18 protein-coding genes are annotated in these 19583 nt (G+C 70.3%); 10 read left to right on the forward strand and 8 right to left on the reverse strand.

Annotated features, from left to right (window positions below; all coding sequences use genetic code 11):
* Nucleotides 1–121: 121 nt before the first annotated feature.
* Genes opcA through tkt form a run of 4 tightly spaced genes read right to left on the reverse strand, consistent with a single transcriptional unit; the run spans nucleotide 122 to nucleotide 5944 of the window.
* A complete protein-coding gene (gene opcA, locus ACWGDE_RS09415; RefSeq protein ID WP_453388399.1) occupies nucleotides 122–1171 on the reverse strand; it encodes a glucose-6-phosphate dehydrogenase assembly protein OpcA in 1050 nt (349 codons plus the stop codon).
* Nucleotides 1168–2700 carry a glucose-6-phosphate dehydrogenase gene (gene zwf, locus ACWGDE_RS09420; RefSeq protein ID WP_453388426.1) on the reverse strand — a complete coding sequence of 511 codons (1533 nt, stop codon included), beginning with the start codon at nucleotides 2698–2700 and terminating at the stop codon, nucleotides 1168–1170. Before zwf ends, opcA begins: the two co-directional genes overlap by 4 nt.
* 2 nt (nucleotides 2701–2702) lie before the next feature.
* On the reverse strand, nucleotides 2703–3821 hold the full coding sequence (gene tal, locus ACWGDE_RS09425; protein WP_453388400.1) for a transaldolase: 1119 nt from the start codon (nucleotides 3819–3821) through the stop codon (nucleotides 2703–2705).
* Nucleotides 3822–3856: 35 nt separating this feature from the next.
* Complete coding sequence (gene tkt / locus ACWGDE_RS09430) at nucleotides 3857–5944, reverse strand: transketolase (protein WP_453388401.1); 2088 nt, start codon at nucleotides 5942–5944, stop codon at nucleotides 3857–3859.
* 269 nt (nucleotides 5945–6213) lie between these two features.
* Here tkt and ACWGDE_RS09435 point away from each other — a divergent pair, with 269 nt between their 5' ends.
* The 3 genes from ACWGDE_RS09435 (at nucleotide 6214) to ACWGDE_RS09445 (ending at nucleotide 8771) form a co-directional block, all read left to right on the forward strand.
* Nucleotides 6214–7161, forward strand: a complete 948-nt coding sequence (locus tag ACWGDE_RS09435) for a heme o synthase (protein ID WP_453388427.1) — start codon at nucleotides 6214–6216, stop codon at nucleotides 7159–7161.
* Between the two features lie 54 nt (nucleotides 7162–7215).
* On the forward strand, nucleotides 7216–7566 hold the full coding sequence (locus ACWGDE_RS09440; RefSeq protein WP_453388402.1) for a hypothetical protein: 351 nt from the start codon (nucleotides 7216–7218) through the stop codon (nucleotides 7564–7566).
* Between the two features lie 104 nt (nucleotides 7567–7670).
* On the forward strand, nucleotides 7671–8771 hold the full coding sequence (locus ACWGDE_RS09445) for an amidohydrolase (RefSeq protein WP_453388403.1): 1101 nt from the start codon (nucleotides 7671–7673) through the stop codon (nucleotides 8769–8771).
* 59 nt (nucleotides 8772–8830) lie between these two features.
* On the opposite strand, the gene ACWGDE_RS09450 is transcribed toward ACWGDE_RS09445, so the two are convergent.
* The 4 genes from ACWGDE_RS09450 to ACWGDE_RS09465 all read right to left on the reverse strand — a co-directional run bounded on the left by ACWGDE_RS09450 (nucleotide 8831) and on the right by ACWGDE_RS09465 (nucleotide 12732).
* Nucleotides 8831–9799, reverse strand: a complete 969-nt coding sequence (locus ACWGDE_RS09450; RefSeq protein WP_453388428.1) for a COX15/CtaA family protein — start codon at nucleotides 9797–9799, stop codon at nucleotides 8831–8833.
* Nucleotides 9800–9824: 25 nt separating this feature from the next.
* Complete coding sequence (locus ACWGDE_RS09455) at nucleotides 9825–10961, reverse strand: hypothetical protein (protein ID WP_453388404.1); 1137 nt, start codon at nucleotides 10959–10961, stop codon at nucleotides 9825–9827.
* An 80-nt stretch (nucleotides 10962–11041) separates the two neighbouring features.
* On the reverse strand, nucleotides 11042–11809 hold the full coding sequence (locus tag ACWGDE_RS09460) for an ABC transporter permease (RefSeq protein ID WP_453388405.1): 768 nt from the start codon (nucleotides 11807–11809) through the stop codon (nucleotides 11042–11044).
* Complete coding sequence (locus ACWGDE_RS09465) at nucleotides 11806–12732, reverse strand: ABC transporter ATP-binding protein (RefSeq protein WP_453388406.1); 927 nt, start codon at nucleotides 12730–12732, stop codon at nucleotides 11806–11808. Before ACWGDE_RS09465 ends, ACWGDE_RS09460 begins: the two co-directional genes overlap by 4 nt.
* A 134-nt stretch (nucleotides 12733–12866) precedes the next feature.
* Here ACWGDE_RS09465 and ACWGDE_RS09470 point away from each other — a divergent pair, with 134 nt between their 5' ends.
* The 7 genes from ACWGDE_RS09470 to ACWGDE_RS09500 all read left to right on the forward strand — a co-directional run bounded on the left by ACWGDE_RS09470 (nucleotide 12867) and on the right by ACWGDE_RS09500 (nucleotide 19563).
* The gene (locus ACWGDE_RS09470; protein ID WP_453388407.1) at nucleotides 12867–13658 is read left to right on the forward strand and encodes a formate/nitrite transporter family protein; all 792 of its coding nucleotides are present in this window, start codon (nucleotides 12867–12869) and stop codon (nucleotides 13656–13658) included.
* Between the two features lie 112 nt (nucleotides 13659–13770).
* The gene (locus tag ACWGDE_RS09475; RefSeq protein ID WP_453388408.1) at nucleotides 13771–14550 is read left to right on the forward strand and encodes a helix-turn-helix transcriptional regulator; all 780 of its coding nucleotides are present in this window, start codon (nucleotides 13771–13773) and stop codon (nucleotides 14548–14550) included.
* Complete coding sequence (gene sufB, locus ACWGDE_RS09480; RefSeq protein WP_453388409.1) at nucleotides 14547–15962, forward strand: Fe-S cluster assembly protein SufB; 1416 nt, start codon at nucleotides 14547–14549, stop codon at nucleotides 15960–15962. Before ACWGDE_RS09475 ends, sufB begins: the two co-directional genes overlap by 4 nt.
* 77 nt (nucleotides 15963–16039) lie before the next feature.
* Nucleotides 16040–17218, forward strand: a complete 1179-nt coding sequence (gene sufD / locus ACWGDE_RS09485; protein WP_453388410.1) for a Fe-S cluster assembly protein SufD — start codon at nucleotides 16040–16042, stop codon at nucleotides 17216–17218.
* Nucleotides 17218–17535, forward strand: coding sequence for a bifunctional 3-phenylpropionate/cinnamic acid dioxygenase ferredoxin subunit (locus tag ACWGDE_RS09490; RefSeq protein ID WP_214952732.1), 318 nt, complete (start codon nucleotides 17218–17220; stop codon nucleotides 17533–17535). Before sufD ends, ACWGDE_RS09490 begins: the two co-directional genes overlap by 1 nt.
* Nucleotides 17536–17542: 7 nt before the next feature.
* The gene (gene sufC, locus ACWGDE_RS09495; RefSeq protein WP_327307359.1) at nucleotides 17543–18310 is read left to right on the forward strand and encodes a Fe-S cluster assembly ATPase SufC; all 768 of its coding nucleotides are present in this window, start codon (nucleotides 17543–17545) and stop codon (nucleotides 18308–18310) included.
* Complete coding sequence (locus ACWGDE_RS09500) at nucleotides 18307–19563, forward strand: cysteine desulfurase (RefSeq protein ID WP_453388411.1); 1257 nt, start codon at nucleotides 18307–18309, stop codon at nucleotides 19561–19563. The genes sufC and ACWGDE_RS09500 overlap by 4 nt, the downstream gene beginning before the upstream one ends.
* Nucleotides 19564–19583: the final 20 nt, after the last annotated feature.

Here is a 19583-nt window from a genome sequence, read left to right on the forward strand (position 1 = left end):
CACCGGGCGGGCTGGATTCATCCAGCCCCGCCGGCGTTTGAGGCGCGGGGTCCGGGGCGGAGCCCCGGGAAACGGCGAAGGGGTGGGGCGGGGACGGCCCCGCGCAGCGGCCCTGTTCGTGCTACTTGGCCGCGGCCTTCTTCGCCGGGGCCTTCGCCGGAGCCGGCTTGGCGGCCGGGGCTTCGGCCTCGGCCTTGGCCGGTGACGGCTTCGCCGTCGGAGCCTCTGCCTTGGCCGCTCCCGCCGGAGGCTGCAGGCGGGCCACGCCGAACTTCAGCGAGGCCTCGTACGTGTTGTCCGGGTCCAGCCGGCGCAGCTCCTCCGCCAGCAGCTCGGCCGTGTCACGGCGCTTGAGCGCCACCGCACGGTCGGGCTGCCCCGGCATGCAGAGCGTGGCCAGCGCGCCGTCCGCCCGGTCCAGGACGATCTCGCCGTCCTTGGTCTCCAGGCGGACCGCGGTGAGCCCGGGGCCCGTCGAGGAGGTGCGCTTGACGGGCACCTGGAGCCGGTCCGCGAGCCACATGGCGAGCAGTTCGCAGCTCGGGTTGTCGTCCTCGCCCTCGACCGTCGCCGAGGTCACCGAGTGGGTCTGCTGGTCGAGCGCGGCCGCCAGCATGGAGCGCCACGGGGTGATCCGGGTCCAGGACAGGTCCGTGTCACCGGGGGCGTACGCGGCCGCCCGGCTGCCGAGGGCCTCGATGGGGTCCTCGGTGGAGTACGTGTCCGTGATCCGGCGCTGGCCGAGCGCCCCCAGGGGGTCGCCCGCCAGGTCCTGCGGAGCGCCCTCGGGCCACCAGACGACGACGGGCGCGTCCGGGAGGAGCAGGGGGAGAACCACCGACTGGGCATGGTTGACCAGTTCACCGTGCAGGCGCAGGACAACCGTTTCGCCGGTGCCGGAGTCCGTCCCGACGCGGACTTCCGCGTCGAGACGGGCATCGCGGCGGCTGCGCGGCGAGCGGCTGACCCGCTTGATGACGACGATGATCCGCGACGGGTGTTCGCGGGACGCGTCGTTCGCCGACTTGAGCGCGTCGTACGCGTTCTCCTCGTCGGTCACGATCACCAGCGTGAGCACCATCCCGATGGCAGGCGTGCCGATGTCCCGGCGCGCCTGCACCAACGAGGCGTTGATCTTGCTGGAGTTGGTCTCCGTGAGGTCGATCTTCATGGCCGGCGCCAGCTCCGTCCGTCTCGTGCGAGCATCTCGTCCGCCTCGACCGGCCCCCAGGTGCCCGACGGGTACTGCGCGGGCTTGCCGTGCGTGTCCCAGTACTTCTCGATCGGGTCGAGGATGTTCCAGGACAGCTCGACCTCCTGGTGGCGCGGGAAGAGGTTCGCGTCACCCAGCAGGACGTCGAGGATCAGCCGCTCGTACGCCTCGGGGCTCGACTCCGTGAAGGACTCGCCGTAGGCGAAGTCCATCGTGACGTCCCGGACCTCCATGGAGGTGCCCGGAACCTTGGAGCCGAAGCGCACCGTCACGCCCTCGTCCGGCTGGACCCGGATGACCAGGGCGTTCTGCCCCAGCTCCTCGGTCGCGCCCGACTCGAACGGCAGGTACGGGGCCCGCTTGAAGACGACCGCGATCTCGGTCACCCGGCGGCCCAGGCGCTTGCCGGTCCGCAGGTAGAACGGGACGCCCGCCCAGCGGCGGTTGTTGATCTCCAGACGGATGGCCGCGTAGGTGTCGGTCTTCGACTTGGGGTCGATGCCGTCCTCTTCGAGGTACCCGACGACCTTCTCGCCGCCCTGCCAGGCCGCCGAGTACTGGCCGCGCACGGTGTGCTTGCCCAGGTCGTCGGGGAGCTCGACCGCGGTCAGGACCTTGAGCTTCTCGGCCACCAGCGCCTTGGGGTGGAAGGAGCCGGGCTCCTCCATCGCGGTCAGCGCGAGCAGCTGGAGCAGGTGGTTCTGGATGACGTCGCGGGCCGCGCCGATGCCGTCGTAGTAGCCGGCCCGGCCGCCGATGCCGATGTCCTCGGCCATGGTGATCTGCACGTGGTCGACGTACGACCGGTTCCAGATCGGCTCGAACATCGTGTTGGCGAAGCGGAGCGCCAGGATGTTCTGGACGGTCTCCTTGCCCAGGTAGTGGTCGATCCGGAAGACCTCGTTGGGCGGGAAGACGTCGTGCACGAGCTGGTTGAGCTCCTGCGCACTGGTCAGGTCGTGCCCGAACGGCTTCTCGATGACCGCGCGCCGCCAGGAGCCCTCCTTCTGGTCCGCCAGCCCGTGCTTCTTGAGCTGGGCGACGACCTTGGGGAAGAACTTCGGCGGGACGGACAGGTAGAAGGCGAAGTTGCCGCCCGTGCCCTGCGCCTTGTCGAGCTCCTCGATCGTCGACTTCAGCGTCTCGAACGCCTGGTCGTCGTCGAAGTCGCCCTGGACGAAGCGGCAGCCCTGGACGAGCTGCTGCCAGACCTCTTCGCGGAAGGGGGTGCGCGCGTGCTGCTTGACCGCGTCGTGGACCTCCTGCGCGAAGTCCTCGTCCTGCCACTCACGCCGGGCGAAGCCGATCAGCGAGAAGCCCGGCGGAAGCAGGCCGCGGTTGGCGAGGTCGTAGACGGCAGGCATCAGCTTCTTGCGCGACAGGTCACCCGTAACGCCGAAAATGACCAGGCCGGACGGCCCCGCGATGCGCGGGAGCCGCCGGTCCTGTGCGTCACGAAGCGGGTTCGCTCCGTTTACAGACAAAATGTTCAGGCCTCCGTGGGGGCGAGGCGCTCAAGCTCCGCCTCGGTCGACTTCAGCAGGTCGTTCCAGGACTGCTCGAACTTCTCGACGCCCTCGTCTTCGAGCAGCTGCACCACATCGTCGTACGAAATGCCCAGCTTCGCGACCGCTTCGAGCTCGGCGCGCGACTGGTCGTACGTGCCGCGGATGGTGTCGCCGGAGACCTCGCCGTGGTCGGCGGTGGCCTCCAGGGTGCCCTCCGGCATGGTGTTGACGGTGCCGGGCGCGACCAGGTCCACCACGTACAGGGTGTCCTTGTAGGCCGGGTCCTTGACGCCGGTCGAGGCCCAGAGCGGACGCTGCTTGTTGGCGTGCGCCTTGTCCAGGGCGGCCCAGCGCTCGGTGGAGAAGACCTCTTCGAAGGCCTCGTAGGCCAGACGGGCGTTGGCGAGCGCCGCCTTGCCCTTGAGGGCCTTGGCCTCGTCGGTGCCGATTCCGTCCAGGCGCTTGTCGATCTCGGAGTCCACGCGGGACACGAAGAAGGAGGCGACCGAGTGGATCTTGGAGAGGTCCAGGCCCGCGGCCTTCGCCTTCTCCAGGCCCGCCAGGTAGGCGTCCATGACCTCGCGGTAGCGCTCCAGCGAGAAGATCAGCGTGACGTTGACGCTGATGCCCTTGCCGATGACCTCGGTGATCGCCGGCAGGCCGGCCTTGGTCGCCGGGATCTTGATGAGCGTGTTCGGGCGGTCCACCAGCCAGGCCAGCTGCTTGGCCTCGGCGATGGTCGCCGGGGTGTTGTGGGCCAGCCGGGGGTCGACCTCGATCGAGACGCGGCCGTCCTGGCCCTCGGTCGAGTCGTAGACCGGGCGCAGGATGTCGGCGGCGTCGCGGACGTCCGCCGTCGTGATCATGCGGATCGCCTCTTCGACGGTGACCTTGCGGGCGGCCAGGTCGGCGAGCTGCTGCCCGTACCCCTCGCCGCCGCTGATCGCCTTCTGGAAGATCGCCGGGTTGGTGGTGACACCGACCACGTGCTGCTGGTCGATGAGCTCGGCCAGGTTGCCGGACGTGATGCGCTTGCGGGACAGGTCGTCCAGCCAGATCGCGACGCCTTCGTCGGAAAGGCGCTTCAGTGCGTCTGTCATGGGGATTGCATCTCCTACTGGTCTGGGTACGGGCGTCAGCGCGCGGCGGCGGCGAGCGAGTCGCGCGCGGCGGCGGTCACGGCTTCGGCGGTCAGGCCGAACTCGCGGTACAGCACGGCGCCGTCGGCCGAGGCGCCGAAGTGCTCCAGCGAGACGATCCGGCCGGCGTCGCCGACGTAGCGGTGCCAGGTCAGGCCGATGCCGGCCTCCACCGCGACGCGCGCCTTGACGGACGGCGGCAGGACGCTGTCCTTGTACGCCTGGTCCTGCTCCTCGAACCACTCGACGGAAGGCATCGAGACGACCCGGGCCGGGACGCCCTCGGCCTGCAGCGCCTCGCGCGCGGCGACGGCGAGCTGGACCTCGGAGCCGGTGCCGATGAGCACGACCTGCGCCGGGCCGCCCTCGGCCTCGAAGAGCACGTACCCGCCCTTGGCGGCGTCCTCGTTGCGCTCGTACGTCGGCACGCCCTGGCGGGTCAGTGCCAGACCGTGCGGGGCGCCCTTGCCGAACACCTTGGTGTGACGCTTGAGGATCTCGCGCCAGGCGATGGCGGTCTCGTTCGCGTCGGCCGGACGGACCACGTTCAGGCCCGGGATGGCGCGCAGCGAGGCGACGTGCTCGACCGGCTGGTGGGTCGGACCGTCCTCGCCGAGGCCGATGGAGTCGTGCGTCCACACGTAGGTGACCGGCACGTGCATCAGCGCGGAGAGGCGGACGGCGTTGCGCATGTAGTCGGAGAACACCAGGAAGGTGCCGCCGTAGATGCGGGTGTGGCCGTGCAGCGCGATGCCGTTCATGGCCGCGGCCATGGCGTGCTCGCGGATGCCGTAGTGGATGGTGCGGCCGTACGGGTCGGCCTCCGGCAGCGGGTTGCCCACCGGCAGGAACGAGGAGTTCTTGTCGATGGTCGTGTTGTTGGAGCCGGCCAGGTCGGCCGAGCCGCCCCACAGCTCCGGGATGACCGCGCCGAGCGCCTCGAGGACCTTGCCGGAGGCGGCGCGGGTGGCGATGCCCTTGCCGGCCTCGAAGACGGGGAGCTTGTCCTCCCAGCCCGCGGGCAGCTCGTTGGCGTTGATGCGGTCGAACTCGGCGGCGCGCTCCGGGTTGGCGGTGCGCCAGGCGGAGAACTCCTTCTCCCAGGCGGCACGGGCCTCGCGGCCGCGGTCGCCGAGGGCGCGGGTGTGCGCGATGACCTCGTCGGAGACCTCGAAGGTCTGCTCCGGGTCGAAGCCGAGGACGCGCTTGGTGGCGGCGACCTCGTCGTTGCCGAGGGCCGAGCCGTGGGAGGCCTCGGTGCCCTGGGCGTGCGGGGCCGGCCAGGCGATGATCGAGCGCGCGGCGATGAACGAGGGGCGCCCGGTCTCGGCCTTGGCGGCCTGGAGGGCCTCGAACAGGGCCTTCGGGTCGAGGTCGCCGTTGGCCTGCTGGGCGACGCGCTGGACGTGCCAGCCGTACGCCTCGTAACGCTGGAGGGTGTCCTCGGAGACGGCCGTCTCCGTGTCGCCCTCGATGGAGATGTGGTTGTCGTCCCACAGGAGCACCAGGTTGCCGAGCTTCTGGTGGCCGGCCAGCGCCGACGCCTCGTGGGAGATGCCCTCCTGGAGGCAGCCGTCGCCCGCGATCGCGTAGATCATGTGGTCGAACGGGGAGGCACCCTGGGCGGCCTCCGGGTCGAACAGACCGCGCTCGTAGCGGGCGGCCATGGCCATGCCCACCGCGTTGGCGATGCCCTGGCCGAGGGGGCCGGTGGTGGTCTCCACGCCGGCGGTGTGGCCGTACTCCGGGTGACCGGGGGTCTTCGAACCCCAGGTGCGGAAGGCCTTCAGGTCGTCCAGCTCGAGGCCGAAGCCGCCGAGGTAGAGCTGGGTGTAGAGCGTCAGGGACGAGTGCCCCGCGGAGAGCACGAAACGGTCGCGACCGACCCACTCCGGGTCCGCCGGGTCGTGCCGCATCACCTTCTGGAAGAGGGTGTACGCGGCGGGGGCCAGGCTCATCGCCGTACCGGGGTGGCCGTTACCGACCTTCTGGACCGCGTCGGCGGCCAGGATGCGGGCGGTGTCGACAGCACGCTGGTCCAGTTCGGTCCAGTCGAGCTCTGTGGTCGTCGGCTTGGTGCTCACCGTGGGTCAGGGCTCCTCTCCACATGTCTGGTTCCCGGTGACGAACGGTGCACCGGCGCGATTCCGAGCCTACCCCCGCAACGGCGTGCAGCTATTCGAGTACCCGCAGTCCGGTCGTGACGTCTGAGCGCCGATCGGACCAACACGAGGCGACCCCCGCGCGGGGCGAGGTAAGGGCTACGTCTAGAGTGGCGTGGTACGCGCAGGCCTCACCGAACCCTTATGTATCGAGGGATCCGGGACGGGGCTTGCTGGATTCTCTGTCAGGGGTGTGCGTGACGGCCGTCGAATCCCGTCCAGCGGGGGTGCTCGGGACCCCTCCCGTTCACCGGCCGTTCGGGGCCCGGGTCATGGCTTTCGTGGCTTTGACCAAGCCGCGGATCATCGAACTTCTGCTGATCACCACAGTGCCGGTGATGTTCCTCGCCGAGCAGGGCGTGCCGCCGATGTGGCTGGTCCTCGCGACCTGTTTCGGCGGCTACCTGTCCGCGGGCGGCGCCAACGCGCTGAACATGTACATCGACCGCGACATCGACGCGCTGATGGACCGGACCTCGCAACGCCCCCTGGTGACCGGCATGGTCAGCCCGCGGGAGTGCCTGGTGTTCGGCATCTCGCTGGGTGTGGTCTCCACCCTGTTCTTCGGCCTGCTGATCAACTGGCTGTCGGCGGCGCTCTCGCTCGGCGCGCTCCTCTTCTACGTCGTGGTCTACACGATGCTGCTGAAGCGGCGCACCTCCCAGAACATCGTCTGGGGCGGCATCGCGGGCTGCATGCCGGTGCTCATCGGCTGGTCGGCCGTCAAGAACGAGGTCTCCTGGGCCGCGGTCATCCTCTTCCTCGTCATCTTCTTCTGGACGCCGCCGCACTACTGGCCGCTGTCCATGAAGGTGAAGGACGACTACGCGCGGGTCGGCGTGCCGATGCTGCCGGTCGTGGCGGGCAACAAGGCCGTCGCCAAGCAGATCGTCCTCTACAGCTGGGTGATGGTGGCGGTCTCGCTGCTGCTGACCCCGCTGGGGTACACCGGCTGGTTCTACACGGCCGTCGCCCTGGTGGCCGGCGGCTGGTGGCTGTGGGAGGCGCACGCGCTGAACGCGCGGGCCAAGTCGGGCGTGACGGGCGCGAAGCTCAAGGAGATGCGGCTGTTCCACTGGTCGATCACCTACGTGTCGCTGCTCTTCGTCGCCGTCGCGGTCGATCCCTTCCTCCGCTGATGCTTCCTCCGGTGACGCTTCCTCCGTTTACTACTGGCCGGTAGCATGCTGTCCATGGCAGACACCGAGGAGTCCGCGAACCCGGCGGACAAGAAGCAGGACCGTAGGGCCGCGCGGCTGGCCAAGCAGATCGGCGCGTTCGCCAAGCAGCACGGCGGCGCCGAGGGCCAGCTCGCGCACATCGGCCAGGCCGGCACCCGGATCGTGCTCGTCGGCACGGACGGCGGCTGGGGCGACCTGGTGGCCCCGACGTTCGACACGGCGCGGCTCGCGGCCGAGAAGGCCGGGCTCACCCTTCACGAGGAGTTCGACGGCGAGTTCGCCGCGCGCGTGAAGACTGGCCCGTACGAGTGGACCCGCATGGCCGGCATGCAGCTCGGCGGAACCGCGAACCCGGCGGCCTGAGCGCCGTCACCCTCTCGGTCAACAGCGCGAGCAACACCTCACACCCCGCTCACCCGTTAGGACGTGTGGAAGCACCTTCCCCACGTCCGCAACGGGATGCCCGGATGATCGAAACGCCGCCCCTGGTGGACCAGTACTGCCAGGGCGTGCTCCGCACGGAGCTGGGCCTCGCCACCTTCGAGGCCCAGCTGATCCGCTCGGCCGGCCCGCCCGCCGCCGGCACCACCTTCTTCGACACCCAGACCGGCTTCGCGCTGCGCCGCTGGTGCCCGCCCCTGCTCGGGCTGGAACCGCACTGCGCCCCCGCCCGCTACCTCGCCCGGCGGCGCGAGCTGGGCGCCGCCGAGTCGGCCCGCAGACTGCTGCGCGGATCGGGGGTCGCCGCCCGGCTGGTCGACACCGGAGCGGCCGGGGACCTCACCGGGCCCAAGGAACTGGCCCTGGCGGGCGACGCCGAGACCTTCGAGCTGGTGCGCCTGGAGCTGCTGGCCGAACAGGCCGCCGACACCTCCGGCTCCGCCGCCGCCTTCCTGGCCAACCTCGCCGAGGCCGTCCACCACGCCGCCGCCGGAGCCGTGGCCTTCACCTGCGGAGCCCGGACGGGGTACGCGGACGCCCTCGCCGACGCGCCCGAGCCGCCCGGCCCCGGCGAGGTGCACGGGGCGGCCGGGCGATGGCTGGCCGGGCGGGCCAGGGGCGGGGCCGTGCGTGATCCCGTACTCCTGCGGCACCTGGTGTGGAGCGCGCTGGCGTCCGGGCTGCCGCTCCAGCTGCACACGGGCGGGGACGCGGGGGAGCCGGGTCGGCTGACGGAGTTCCTGCGGGCGGCCGCGGGCCCGGGGACCCGGCTGGTCCTGCTCGGGGGATATCCGTACCACCGGCAGACCGCACGGCTGGCGGCGCTCTTCCCGCACGTCCACGCCGAGCTCGGCGCGGCCCTCGGCCCGTCGGGAGCCAGGGCGGCCGCGGTGCTGGCGGAGTCCCTGGAGGTCGCACCGTTCGGGAAGCTGATGTTCGCCGGTGGCGGGCGGCAGCTGCCCGAACTGCACGCGGTCGCCGCCCTGGTCTTCCGGGAGGCGCTGGGCCGGGTGCTGGGCGGCTGGGTGGCCGAGGGCTCCTGGTCGTGGCGGGACGCGGAGCGGGTGGCGGCGATGGTCGCGGCGGGCAATGCCCGCCGCGTCTACCGGCTGGACGAGCGGGGCTGAGGGTCCGCCCCGCGGCCGGACGGACCGGCCTCCTCGGACGGCCCGCCCCGCCGGACGGCTCAGACCGTGCTGAGCTGGGCGTCGCCCCGGTCCGGGATGCCGGCCTGCGCCGAGGGGCGCTCGCGCAGGCTCAGCGCGACGCGGAGCACCGCGATCCACACCAGGCAGGAACCGAGCATGTGGGCGGCGACCAGGGCCTCGGGCACCTGGGTGAAGTACTGGACGTAGCCGATGGCGCCCTGGGCGAGCAGCACGATCAGCAGGTCCCGGGCGCGCGCCCGGGTGTCGGTGGGGGCGTCGACCACGCGCAGCACCAGCCACATCGCCACGCCGAGCGCGCACACGAGCCAGGCGGAGATGGCGTGCACGTGGGCGGTGGCCGTCCAGTCGAACGGCATCCGCTTGATCTCGCTGCGGTCGCCGGCGTGCGGGCCGGAACCGGTGACCACCGTGCCGGCCGCGATCAGTACGACGGTGGCCGCGAGCAGGGCCCACGAGAGCTTGCGCACGGGGCCGGGCACGCGCGGCCGGGCGGGGCCGTCACCCTCGCGGGTGCGCTGCCAGGTGATCACCGTCACGGTGATCAGCGAGGTGGCGAGCATGAAGTGCCCGGCCACGCTGTAAGGGTTGAGCCCCGTCAGGACGGTGATGCCGCCGAGGACCGCGTTGCCCATCACGATGGCGAACTGGAGCCAGCCGAGGCGGGTCAGCGAGCGGCGCCACGGCTTGGCGCAGCGGGCGGCGGTGATCGCCCAGCCGACGGCCGCGCAGAGCACGTACGTCAGCATGCGGTTGCCGAACTCGATCGCGCCGTGGAAGCCCTGCGCCTGGGTCACGATCAGGCTGTCGTCCGTGCACTTGGGCCAGGTGTCGCAGCCGAGACCGGATCCGGTCAGCCGCACGGCGCCGCCGGTGACGACGATGACGACGCTCATGATCACCGCTGCGAACGCGGCCCGCTGGACGGTCCGGGGTGAGGGAGTCCAGCGGCTGGCGAGATATGCGAGAGGGGTCAACACGGCCCTTATCGTACGCGGACCCTTGTGCAAACTTTCACGAGGGGGTGGCGGGAGCCGCGTCGGGGCCGACGACCAGCCTGAACCGGGCTCCGGCGGGATCGCCTTCCGCGTGCCACCAGACGCGGATCCGCCAATGCGCGCCCTCGCCCGGGTAGTCGGGGGAGGCCACGAAGCCCCGTACCAATTCGGACGCCACGTCCTCGGCCGTCCGGTTCCGCACTTCCGCCCCGCTGCGCCAGGGATGTGACAGTACGTTCCACAATCCGTCGGGGCCGCGCACCTCGATCCGCCACACCGCGAGCCAGGGGGTCACCTCCAGCATCGTGCGGACCTGGTCGGCCTCCAGCCCCAGCCGGGCGGCGATCTCCTCCTCGGCGACGCCCTGGATCCGGGCGGCCACCACGGCCTGGGGCAGCAGCCGTTCGGGCAGCAGGCCGCGGTTGCGCAGGCCGGCCAGGGAACCGAAGGCGAGGAAGCGCAGCCGCAGTTCGAGCTGGCGGCCGATGTGGTCCAGGGCCTCCTCGGCCTCCTGCGACTCGTCGGAACCCGGAGCGGCGAGCAGCATCCGCCGGAACGCGGCCTCCGCGTCGACCGCCCAGGCCACGGACTCCTCGGCCAGGCCCAGCTCCGCGAGCCGGTCGCCGAGGAAGACCTTCGCCTGCGCGAGGCCCCGCTGGTTGACCGGATCCTCCTGGTCCAGGGAGGCCCAGACCTCCACCGCGCCGCGCGTCAGGTCCCGGGCGCGCTCGCCGGCCGCCCGCTCCATGGCGCTCGGACCGTTCTCGGCACCGGGGCCCAGCGGGTGCTTGGGCAGCCGCTCCCCGTCACTGAGCGGCCAGGACAGCCAGACCCCCTGGTTGATCAGGCCCCGGGCGTACCAGCGGGCGTACTCGGGGGCGTGCCCGGCGGCCTGCTGCGCGTACCGCAGCCCCTCCTCGATGGCGGCCAGGGCGCCGCCCCGGTCGCCCGCGGCGAAGCGGCGGGCCGCCAGATCGCTCAGCCGCAGACCCAGCCGGGCGGCGCACTCGGCGTCCGTCCGGGCCGGCTCGCGCAGCGCGCCGATCAGCTCGGCCAGCAGGGCCTCGGCCTCCGCGGGCTCCGCGTGTGCCGCGCCCGACCGGATCCGCCCCCACTGTTCGTCCAGCCGCAGAACGGCCTCCCGCTGCGCCATGCCCGCCCCCCGGCGTCTGTGGTGCGCTGTCGTGTCGACGCGCACATCCTCCTGCCGGGGGAACGTTCAGGGGAAGGGATTCACTCCCAGCGGAAGAGGCGTCCCGCGGCGCCCAGACCGAGTACGGCCCAGCCCGCGAGGACGGCCGCGTCGCCCCAGGGCAGCGGGGCCCCGTGCTGGAGGACCTCCCGCAGCCCGTCGGAGAGCGCCGAGATCGGCAGGAGCCCGAGAACGGTCTGCGCCGCCTCCGGGAACTTCTCCAGCGGCACGATCACCCCGCCGCCGACCAGCAGCAGCAGGAAGACCAGGTTGGCGGCGGCCAGCGTGGCCTCGGCCCTGAGCGTGCCCGCCATCAGCAGGCCGAGCCCGGAGAAGGCGGCGGTGCCCAGCAGGATCAGTGCGGCGACCGACAGCGGGTTCCCGTGCGGGGACCAGCCCAGCGCGAAGGCGATCACCGTCAGCAGGGCGACCTGGAGCACCTCGGTGACCAGCACCGACAGGGTCTTGGCGGCCATCAGCGCCCAGCGCGGCAGCGGGGAGGCCCCGAGGCGCTTGAGGATCCCGTAGCGGCGGTCGAAGCCGGTGGCGATGGCCTGGCCGGTGAAGGCGGTGGACATCACGGCGAGCGCGAGGATGCCGGGGGCGAGGAAGTCCACGGACTTTCCGGCACCGGTATCGACGATGTCCACGGCGGAGAAGAGGCTCAGCAGCAGCGCGGGGATGATCACGGTCAGCAGCAGCTGCTCGCCGTTGCGCAGGAGCATCCGCGTCTCCAGCGCGGTCTGCGCCAGGATCATGCGGGACACGGGCGCGGCCCCCGGATTGGGGGTGAACGTACCAGCGCTCATGAACGCAGCTCCTTGCCGGTCAGTTCCAGAAAAACGTCTTCGAGGGTGTGCCGCTCCACCGAGAGGCTGTCCGGCATCACCCCGTGCTGCGCGCACCAGGAGGCGACGGTGGCCAGCAGCTGCGGGTCCACGTCTCCGACGACCCGGTAGACGCCCGGGGTGAGCTCGGCGGCCCGGGTGCCGTCGGGCAGGGCCTTGAGCAGCGAGGCGAGGTCGAGGGCGGGGCGGCCGGTGAAGCGCAGGGTGTTCTCGGCGCCGCCGCGGCACAGCTGGTCGGGGGTGCCGTGGGCGATCACCTTGCCGGCGTCGACGATGGCGACCTCGTCCGAGAGCTGCTCGGCCTCGTCCATGTGGTGGGTGGTGAGGACGACGGAGACCCCGTCGGCGCGCAGCTCCCGTACGAGGTCCCAGGTCGCGCGGCGGGCCTGCGGGTCGAGGCCGGCGGTCGGCTCGTCCAGGAAGACCAGCTCGGGGCGGCCCACGACGGCCATCGCGAGCGCCAGGCGCTGCTGCTGGCCGCCGGAGAGCCGGCGGTAGGCGGTGCGCCCGCAGGAGCCGAGGCCGAGGCGTTCCACCAGGGCGGGGACGTCGAGCGGGTCGGCGTAGAGCTTGGCCATGTGGCGCAGCATCTCGACGGCGCGGGCGCCGGAGTAGACCCCGCCGGACTGGAGCATCACGCCGATGCGGGGACGCAGGGCGCCGGCCTGGGCGACGGGGTCGAGGCCGAGGACGCGGACGGATCCGGCGTCGGGCCGGCGGTAGCCCTCGCAGGTTTCCACAGTGGTCGTCTTGCCCGCGCCGTTGGGACCAAGGACTGCGGTGACCGAGGCCCTCCGGACGGTGAGGTCGAGGCCGTCCACCGCGGTCTTGGCGCCGTACCGCTTCACCAGTCCGCGGATTTCCACGGCGGGGTCGTTGCTCATGGGGCTTGAGTCTACGGAGCCGGTGGAAGTCCCCGGGGCGGGGTCGTAGGTCCCGCCCCCGAAGGGTCGTGGACCTGCGCTTTCATGACCTTTTCACGCTCCTGGGGCGGGGGCCCGGGCCCTAACGTCGAATGGTGAACAGCATCGCTCAGAACGTCGAAGCCACCTCGGGGCAGGCCGAGCACAAGGCCCACGACCTCGGTCATCCGCCCCGATACTTCGTGTCGGCGATGCTCGCGGGCGCCTACATCGGGGTCGGCGAGGTGCTGCTCCTCGTGGCGATCTCGCCGTTCGTGGCCAAGGGCTCGGCGGCCGTGAAGCTGCTGGAGGGCGCGGTCTTCCCGATCGCGCTGACCATCGTGATGTTCGCCGGCGCGCAGCTCTTCACCAGCAACGTGATGGTCATGCTGGTGGGCGCCCTGTCCGGGCGGACCGGCCCCAAGGACCTGGCCCTGTCCTGGGCGCTCTCGCTGTCCGGCAACCTGGTCGGGGCCTTCGCCTTCGGCGCGATGGTGCACGCCTCCGGGGTGACCTCCTCGCCCTCCGCGCGGGCCATGCTCACCGAGATGGTGCACGGGAAGATGGAGCTCGGCGGGGGTCAGCTGTTCTGGCGCGCGGTGCTCTGCAACATGCTGGTCTGCCTGGCCATCTGGATGTTCACCCGCGCCCGCGGCGACGCCGCCAAGATCTTCGTGCTCTGGCTGCCCGTGGCCGTCTTCGTGGCCGTCGGATTCGAACACTGCGTGGCGAACATGGCTCTTTTCAGCCTGGCGATCCTGGATGGCTCAGCGGGCTTCGGTGATCTTTTCCGGAATCTGATGTTCACCGTGCCGGGGAACGTCGTGGGCGGAGGACTGCTGGTGGGGGCCGTGTACTGGTTCACCGGCGGGGCCGTGCGCGAGGGCGGAGCGGTCACTTCCCATTAAGGCGCCCTTTAGGGCGCCGTGGTGAATTAGGTAACCCTTAGTGATGGAGGCCACCAGAGGTGGTCTCCATCACGGCTTGTCGGGCCGCGACTAATTACGCAACAATGGCGTTGTGAAATACGGCGAACGGATGAGCGAGGCCCCCCAGGGCGAACTCGCGACAGGTGAGCGGTCAACCCGCAACCGCGTCGCGCGCTCGATCCTGGACCACGGCCCCTCCACCGTCGCCGACCTCGCCGTGCGTCTCGGCCTCACCCAGGCCGCCGTTCGCCGCCACCTCGACACGCTCGTCGCCGACGACGTGGTCGCACCCCGTGAGCAGCGCGTGTACGGCGCGCGCACCCGGGGCCGGCCCGCCAAGGTGTTCGCGCTGACCGACTGCGGCAGGGACGCCTTCGACCAGTCCTACGACTCGCTCGCCGTCGACGCCATGCGCTGGATCGCGCAGGCCGCCGGCGGGGGAGTCCAGGGGGAGGCGGCCGTAGCCGCCTTCGCGAAGGCGAGACTGACGGCGCAGGCGGAGACCTATCGGGAGGCCGTGGAGGCGGCCGCCCCCGAAAGCCGGACCGAGGCCCTTGCCAAGGCGTTGACCGGAGACGGGTACGCTGCTACGGCGAAGAGCGCTCCCGGTCCGCACAGCGGTGAACAGCTCTGCCAGCACCACTGCCCGGTCGCACACGTCGCCGAGCAGTTCCCGCAGCTCTGCGAGGCGGAGACCGAGATCTTCTCCCGTCTGCTCGGGACGCATGTGCAGCGTCTCGCCACGATCGCCCACGGCGACGGGGTGTGCACGACGTTCATTCCGCGCAGCGGAAGCGGCGTCGCCGCCACAGGCGCGGCACAGACCGACACATCAGTATCTGCAAGCACGGCCGGGAGGAACCCCGCATGACCACGGAGATTGCTCACCCTGAGCTCGATGGCCTGGGCACCTACGAATACGGCTGGGCCGACTCCGACGCGGCCGGTGCGGCTGCCAAGCGGGGTCTGTCCGAAGAGGTCGTCCGCGACATCTCGGCGAAGAAGTCCGAGCCGGAGTGGATGCTGAACCTCCGCCTCAAGGGCCTCAAGCTGTTCGACAAGAAGCCCATGCCCAACTGGGGTTCCGACCTCTCGGGCATCGACTTCGACAACATCAAGTACTTCGTGCGTTCCACCGAGAAGCAGGCCGCTTCGTGGGAGGAACTGCCGGAGGACATCAAGAACACGTACGACAAGCTCGGCATCCCGGAGGCGGAGAAGCAGCGCCTCGTCGCCGGTGTCGCGGCCCAGTACGAGTCCGAGGTCGTCTACCACCAGATCCGTGAGGACCTGGAGGAGCAGGGCGTCATCTTCCTCGACACGGACACCGCGCTCAAGGAGCACCCGGAGCTCTTCCAGGAGTACTTCGGCACGGTCATCCCGGTGGGCGACAACAAGTTCGCGTCGCTGAACACCGCCGTGTGGTCGGGCGGCTCGTTCATCTACGTGCCCAAGGGCGTCAAGGTCGACATCCCGCTCCAGGCCTACTTCCGTATCAACACGGAGAACATGGGCCAGTTCGAGCGGACGCTGATCATCGTCGACGAGGACGCCTACGTCCACTACGTCGAGGGCTGCACCGCCCCGATCTACTCCTCGGACTCGCTGCACAGCGCCGTGGTCGAGATCATCGTGAAGAAGGGCGGCCGCTGCCGCTACACGACGATCCAGAACTGGTCGAACAACGTCTACAACCTGGTCACCAAGCGCGCCGTGGCGTACGAGGGCGCGACCATGGAGTGGATCGACGGCAACATCGGTTCCAAGGTCACCATGAAGTACCCGGCCGTCTACCTGATGGGCGAGCACGCCAAGGGCGAGACCCTGTCCATCGCCTTCGCGGGCGAGGGCCAGCACCAGGACGCCGGCTCCAAGATGGTCCACATGGCGCCGAACACCTCCTCCAACATCGTCTCCAAGTCGGTGGCGCGAGGCGGCGGCCGCACCTCCTACCGAGGCCTGGTCGAGATCGGCGAAGGCGCCCACGGCTCGAAGTCCAACGTGCTGTGCGACGCGCTCCTGGTCGACACCATCTCCCGCTCGGACACCTACCCCTACGTGGACGTCCGCGAGGACGACGTGTCCATGGGCCACGAGGCGACCGTCTCCAAGGTCTCCGACGACCAGCTCTTCTACCTCATGCAGCGCGGGCTCACCGAGTTCGAGGCCATGGCCATGATCGTGCGCGGCTTCGTCGAGCCGATCGCGAAGGAGCTTCCGATGGAGTACGCGCTGGAGCTCAACCGGCTGATCGAGCTGCAGATGGAGGGTTCGGTCGGCTAGTCCCGACCGCCCCGACGTCCCGCAGAACAGTCTTCACGTAGACAGCGTCTTTTCAGAGAGCGAGCAAGACGACAGCCATGGCTGAGGCTCAGAACATTCCGGCGGGGTCCACCACCGCCGGCGCGATCGCGGTGGCCGCCGAGTCCACCGTTGCCACCCGGATGAGTGCGCCCCCGTCCTTCGACGTGGCGGACTTCCCGGTCCCGCACGGCCGCGAGGAGGAGTGGCGGTTCACCCCGCTGGCCCGCCTCAAGGGTCTGCACGACGGCACCGCGGTCGCCAACGGAACCATGAAGGCCCAGATCGACGCCCCGGAGGGCGTGACGGTCGAGTCCGTCGAGCGCGATGACGAGCGGATCGGCAAGGCCGGCGTCCCCGTCGACCGGGTCTCCGCCCAGGCCTTCTCCTCGTTCGCCAAGGCCACGGTCGTCACCGTGCCCAAGGAGACCGTGCTCGAAGAGCCGATCCGCGTCGCGCTCCACGGCGAGGGCGGTACGACCTTCGGCCACACCGTCTTCGACATCAAGCCGTTCGCCGAGGCGATCATCGTGATCGACCACACCGGTGACGGCGTGCGCGCCGCCAACGTCGACATCCTGGTCGGCGACGGCGCCAAGGTGACCTTCGTGTCCGTCCAGGACTGGGACGACACCGCGGTCCACACCTCGCAGCACAACGCCCTCATCGGCCGCGACGCGAGCTTCAAGTCCGTGGTCATCACCTTCGGCGGCGACCTGGTCCGTCTGCACCCGCGCGTGAACTACGCGGGCCCCGGCGGCGAGGCCGAGCTCCTCGGCCTGTACTTCACGGACGCCGGCCAGCACCAGGAGCACCGCCTCCTGGTCGACCACAAGGCTCCGCACTGCAAGTCGCACGTGGTCTACAAGGGCGCGCTGCAGGGTCAGGACGCCCACGCCGTCTGGATCGGTGACGTGCTCATCGAGAAGACCGCCGAGGGCACCGACACCTACGAGATGAACCGCAACCTCGTCCTCACGGACGGTGCGCGGGTCGACTCGGTGCCGAACCTGGAGATCGAGACCGGCGAGATCGTCGGCGCCGGCCACGCCTCCGCGACCGGCCGCTTCGACGACGAGCAGCTCTTCTACCTCCAGTCCCGGGGCATCCCGGCCGACGAGGCCCGTCGTCTGGTCGTGCGCGGCTTCTTCGCCGAGCTCGTCCAGCAGATCGGTGTCGACGACATCGAGGAGCGCCTGCTCGCCAAGATCGAGACCGAGCTCCAGGGTTCCGTCTGATGACTTACGTCAAGGCCTGTGCGCTGAGCGAGCTGGAGGAGAACACCCCCAAGCGGGTGGAGCTCGACGGCACGCCGGTGTCCATCGTCTCCGCCGAGGGGGAGGTGTTCGCGATCAACGACATCTGCTCGCACGCGAACGTCTCGCTCTCGGAGGGCGAGGTCGAAGACTGCATGATCGAGTGCTGGCTGCACGGATCGGCCTTCGACCTGCGCACCGGCAAGCCCTCCGGCCTGCCCGCGACGCGCCCCGTCCCCGTTTACCCCGTAAAGATCGAAGGGGACGACGTGCTCGTCTCCCTCACCCAGGAGTCCTGAGGTATCCATGGCAACGCTTGAAATCCACGACCTGCACGTCTCCGTCGAGGCCGAGAACGGCGCCCGCGAGATCCTCAAGGGCGTCGAGCTCACCATCAAGCAGGGTGAGACGCACGCCATCATGGGTCCGAACGGCTCCGGCAAGTCCACCCTCGCGTACGCGCTGGCCGGTCACCCGAAGTACACCATCACCAAGGGCACCGTGACCCTGGACGGCGAAGACGTCCTGGAGATGTCCGTCGACGAGCGCGCCCGCGCCGGCATGTTCCTCGCCATGCAGTACCCGGTCGAGATCCCCGGCGTCTCGGTCTCCAACTTCCTGCGCACCTCGGCCACCGCCATCCGCGGCGAGGCGCCGAAGCTGCGCACCTGGGTGAAGGAGGTCAAGTCCGCGATGGAGCAGCTCCAGATGGACACGGCCTTCGCCGAGCGCAACGTCAACGAGGGCTTCTCCGGCGGTGAGAAGAAGCGCCACGAGATCCTGCAGCTGGAGCTCCTTAAGCCGAAGATCGCGATCCTCGACGAGACCGACTCCGGCCTCGACGTCGACGCCCTGCGCCAGGTCTCCGAGGGCGTCAACCGCGTTCACTCGACCGGCGACACCGGCACCCTGCTGATCACGCACTACACGCGCATCCTGCGCTACATCAAGCCCGACTTCGTCCACGTCTTCTCCGAGGGCCGCATCGTCGAGTCCGGCGGTGCCGAGCTCGCCGACAAGCTCGAGGCGGAAGGCTACGAGTCGTACAGCACGAAGGGTGGCGCGACCGCGTGACACAGCTGCCTGGCCTCCTCGACATCGAGGCGATCCGCAAGGACTTCCCCCTGCTGGATCGTGTGGTCCACGACGGGAAGAAGATCGTTTACCTGGACAACGCGGCGACTTCGCAGAAGCCGCGCCAGGTGCTCGACGCGCTGAACGAGTACTACGAGCAGCACAACGCCAACGTCCACCGCGGCGTGCACGTGCTCGCCGAGGAGGCCACGGCGCTGTACGAGGGTGCCCGCGACAAGGTCGCCGCCTTCATCAACGCACCGAGCCGCAACGAGGTGATCTTCACCAAGAACGCCTCGGAGTCGCTCAACCTCGTCGCGAACATGCTCGGCTGGGCCGAGGAGCCCTACCGGGTCGACCGCGACACCGAGATCGCCATCACGGAGATGGAGCACCACTCCAACATCGTGCCGTGGCAGCTGCTCGCGCAGCGCACCGGCGCGAAGCTGAAGTGGTTCGGCCTCACCGACGACGGCCGGCTCGACCTGTCCAACATCGAAGAGGTCATCACGGAGAAGACGAAGATCGTCTCCTTCACGCTGGTCTCCAACATCATGGGCACGGTCAACCCGGTCGAGGCGATCGTCCGGCGCGCCCAGGACGTCGGCGCCCTCGTGCTGATCGACGCCTCCCAGGCCGCTCCGCACATGCCGCTCGACGTCCAGGCCCTCGGTGCCGACTTCGTGGCCTTCACCGGTCACAAGATGTGCGGCCCGACCGGCATCGGCGTCCTGTGGGGCCGCCAGGAGCTGCTCGAGGACCTGCCGCCCTTCCTGGGTGGCGGCGAGATGATCGAAACCGTCTCGATGCACTCCTCGACGTACGCCCCGGCACCCCACAAGTTCGAGGCCGGTACGCCCCCGATCGCCCAGGCCGTCGGCCTCGGCGCGGCCGTGGACTACCTGACCGCGATCGGCATGGACAAGATCGCCGCGCACGAGCACGCGATCACCGAGTACGCGATCAAGCGGCTCTCGGAGGTCCCGGACCTGCGGATCATCGGCCCCACCACGGCCGAGGACCGGGGCGCCGCGATCTCCTTCGTGCTCGGTGACATCCACCCGCACGACGTCGGCCAGGTACTGGACGAGCAGGGCATCGCGGTCCGCGTGGGTCACCACTGCGCCCGCCCGGTCTGCCTCCGGTACGGAATTCCGGCGACGACGCGAGCGTCTTTCTACCTGTACTCCTCTCCGGCCGAGGTCGACGCACTGGTCGCCGGGCTGGAGCACGTACGGAACTTCTTCGGCTGACCAGGGCGACGAGGACGACG

The organism is Streptomyces sp. NPDC054956 (assembly GCF_053609185.1).

Excerpts from the sequence above, each read along its gene's own strand:
- tal (WP_453388400.1), bottom strand. The coding sequence starts at position 3,821 with ATGACAGACGCACTGAAGCGCCTTTCCGACGAAGGCGTCGCGATCTGG.
- sufD (WP_453388410.1), top strand. The coding sequence starts at position 16,040 with ATGGCTGAGGCTCAGAACATTCCGGCGGGGTCCACCACCGCCGGCGCG.
- ACWGDE_RS09445 (WP_453388403.1), top strand. The coding sequence starts at position 7,671 with ATGATCGAAACGCCGCCCCTGGTGGACCAGTACTGCCAGGGCGTGCTC.
- sufC (WP_327307359.1), top strand. The coding sequence starts at position 17,543 with ATGGCAACGCTTGAAATCCACGACCTGCACGTCTCCGTCGAGGCCGAG.
- ACWGDE_RS09460 (WP_453388405.1), bottom strand. The coding sequence starts at position 11,809 with ATGAGCGCTGGTACGTTCACCCCCAATCCGGGGGCCGCGCCCGTGTCC.
- sufB (WP_453388409.1), top strand. The coding sequence starts at position 14,547 with ATGACCACGGAGATTGCTCACCCTGAGCTCGATGGCCTGGGCACCTAC.
- ACWGDE_RS09440 (WP_453388402.1), top strand. The coding sequence starts at position 7,216 with ATGGCAGACACCGAGGAGTCCGCGAACCCGGCGGACAAGAAGCAGGAC.
- ACWGDE_RS09490 (WP_214952732.1), top strand. The coding sequence starts at position 17,218 with ATGACTTACGTCAAGGCCTGTGCGCTGAGCGAGCTGGAGGAGAACACC.
- opcA (WP_453388399.1), bottom strand. The coding sequence starts at position 1,171 with ATGAAGATCGACCTCACGGAGACCAACTCCAGCAAGATCAACGCCTCG.
- ACWGDE_RS09465 (WP_453388406.1), bottom strand. The coding sequence starts at position 12,732 with ATGAGCAACGACCCCGCCGTGGAAATCCGCGGACTGGTGAAGCGGTAC.
- ACWGDE_RS09455 (WP_453388404.1), bottom strand. The coding sequence starts at position 10,961 with ATGGCGCAGCGGGAGGCCGTTCTGCGGCTGGACGAACAGTGGGGGCGG.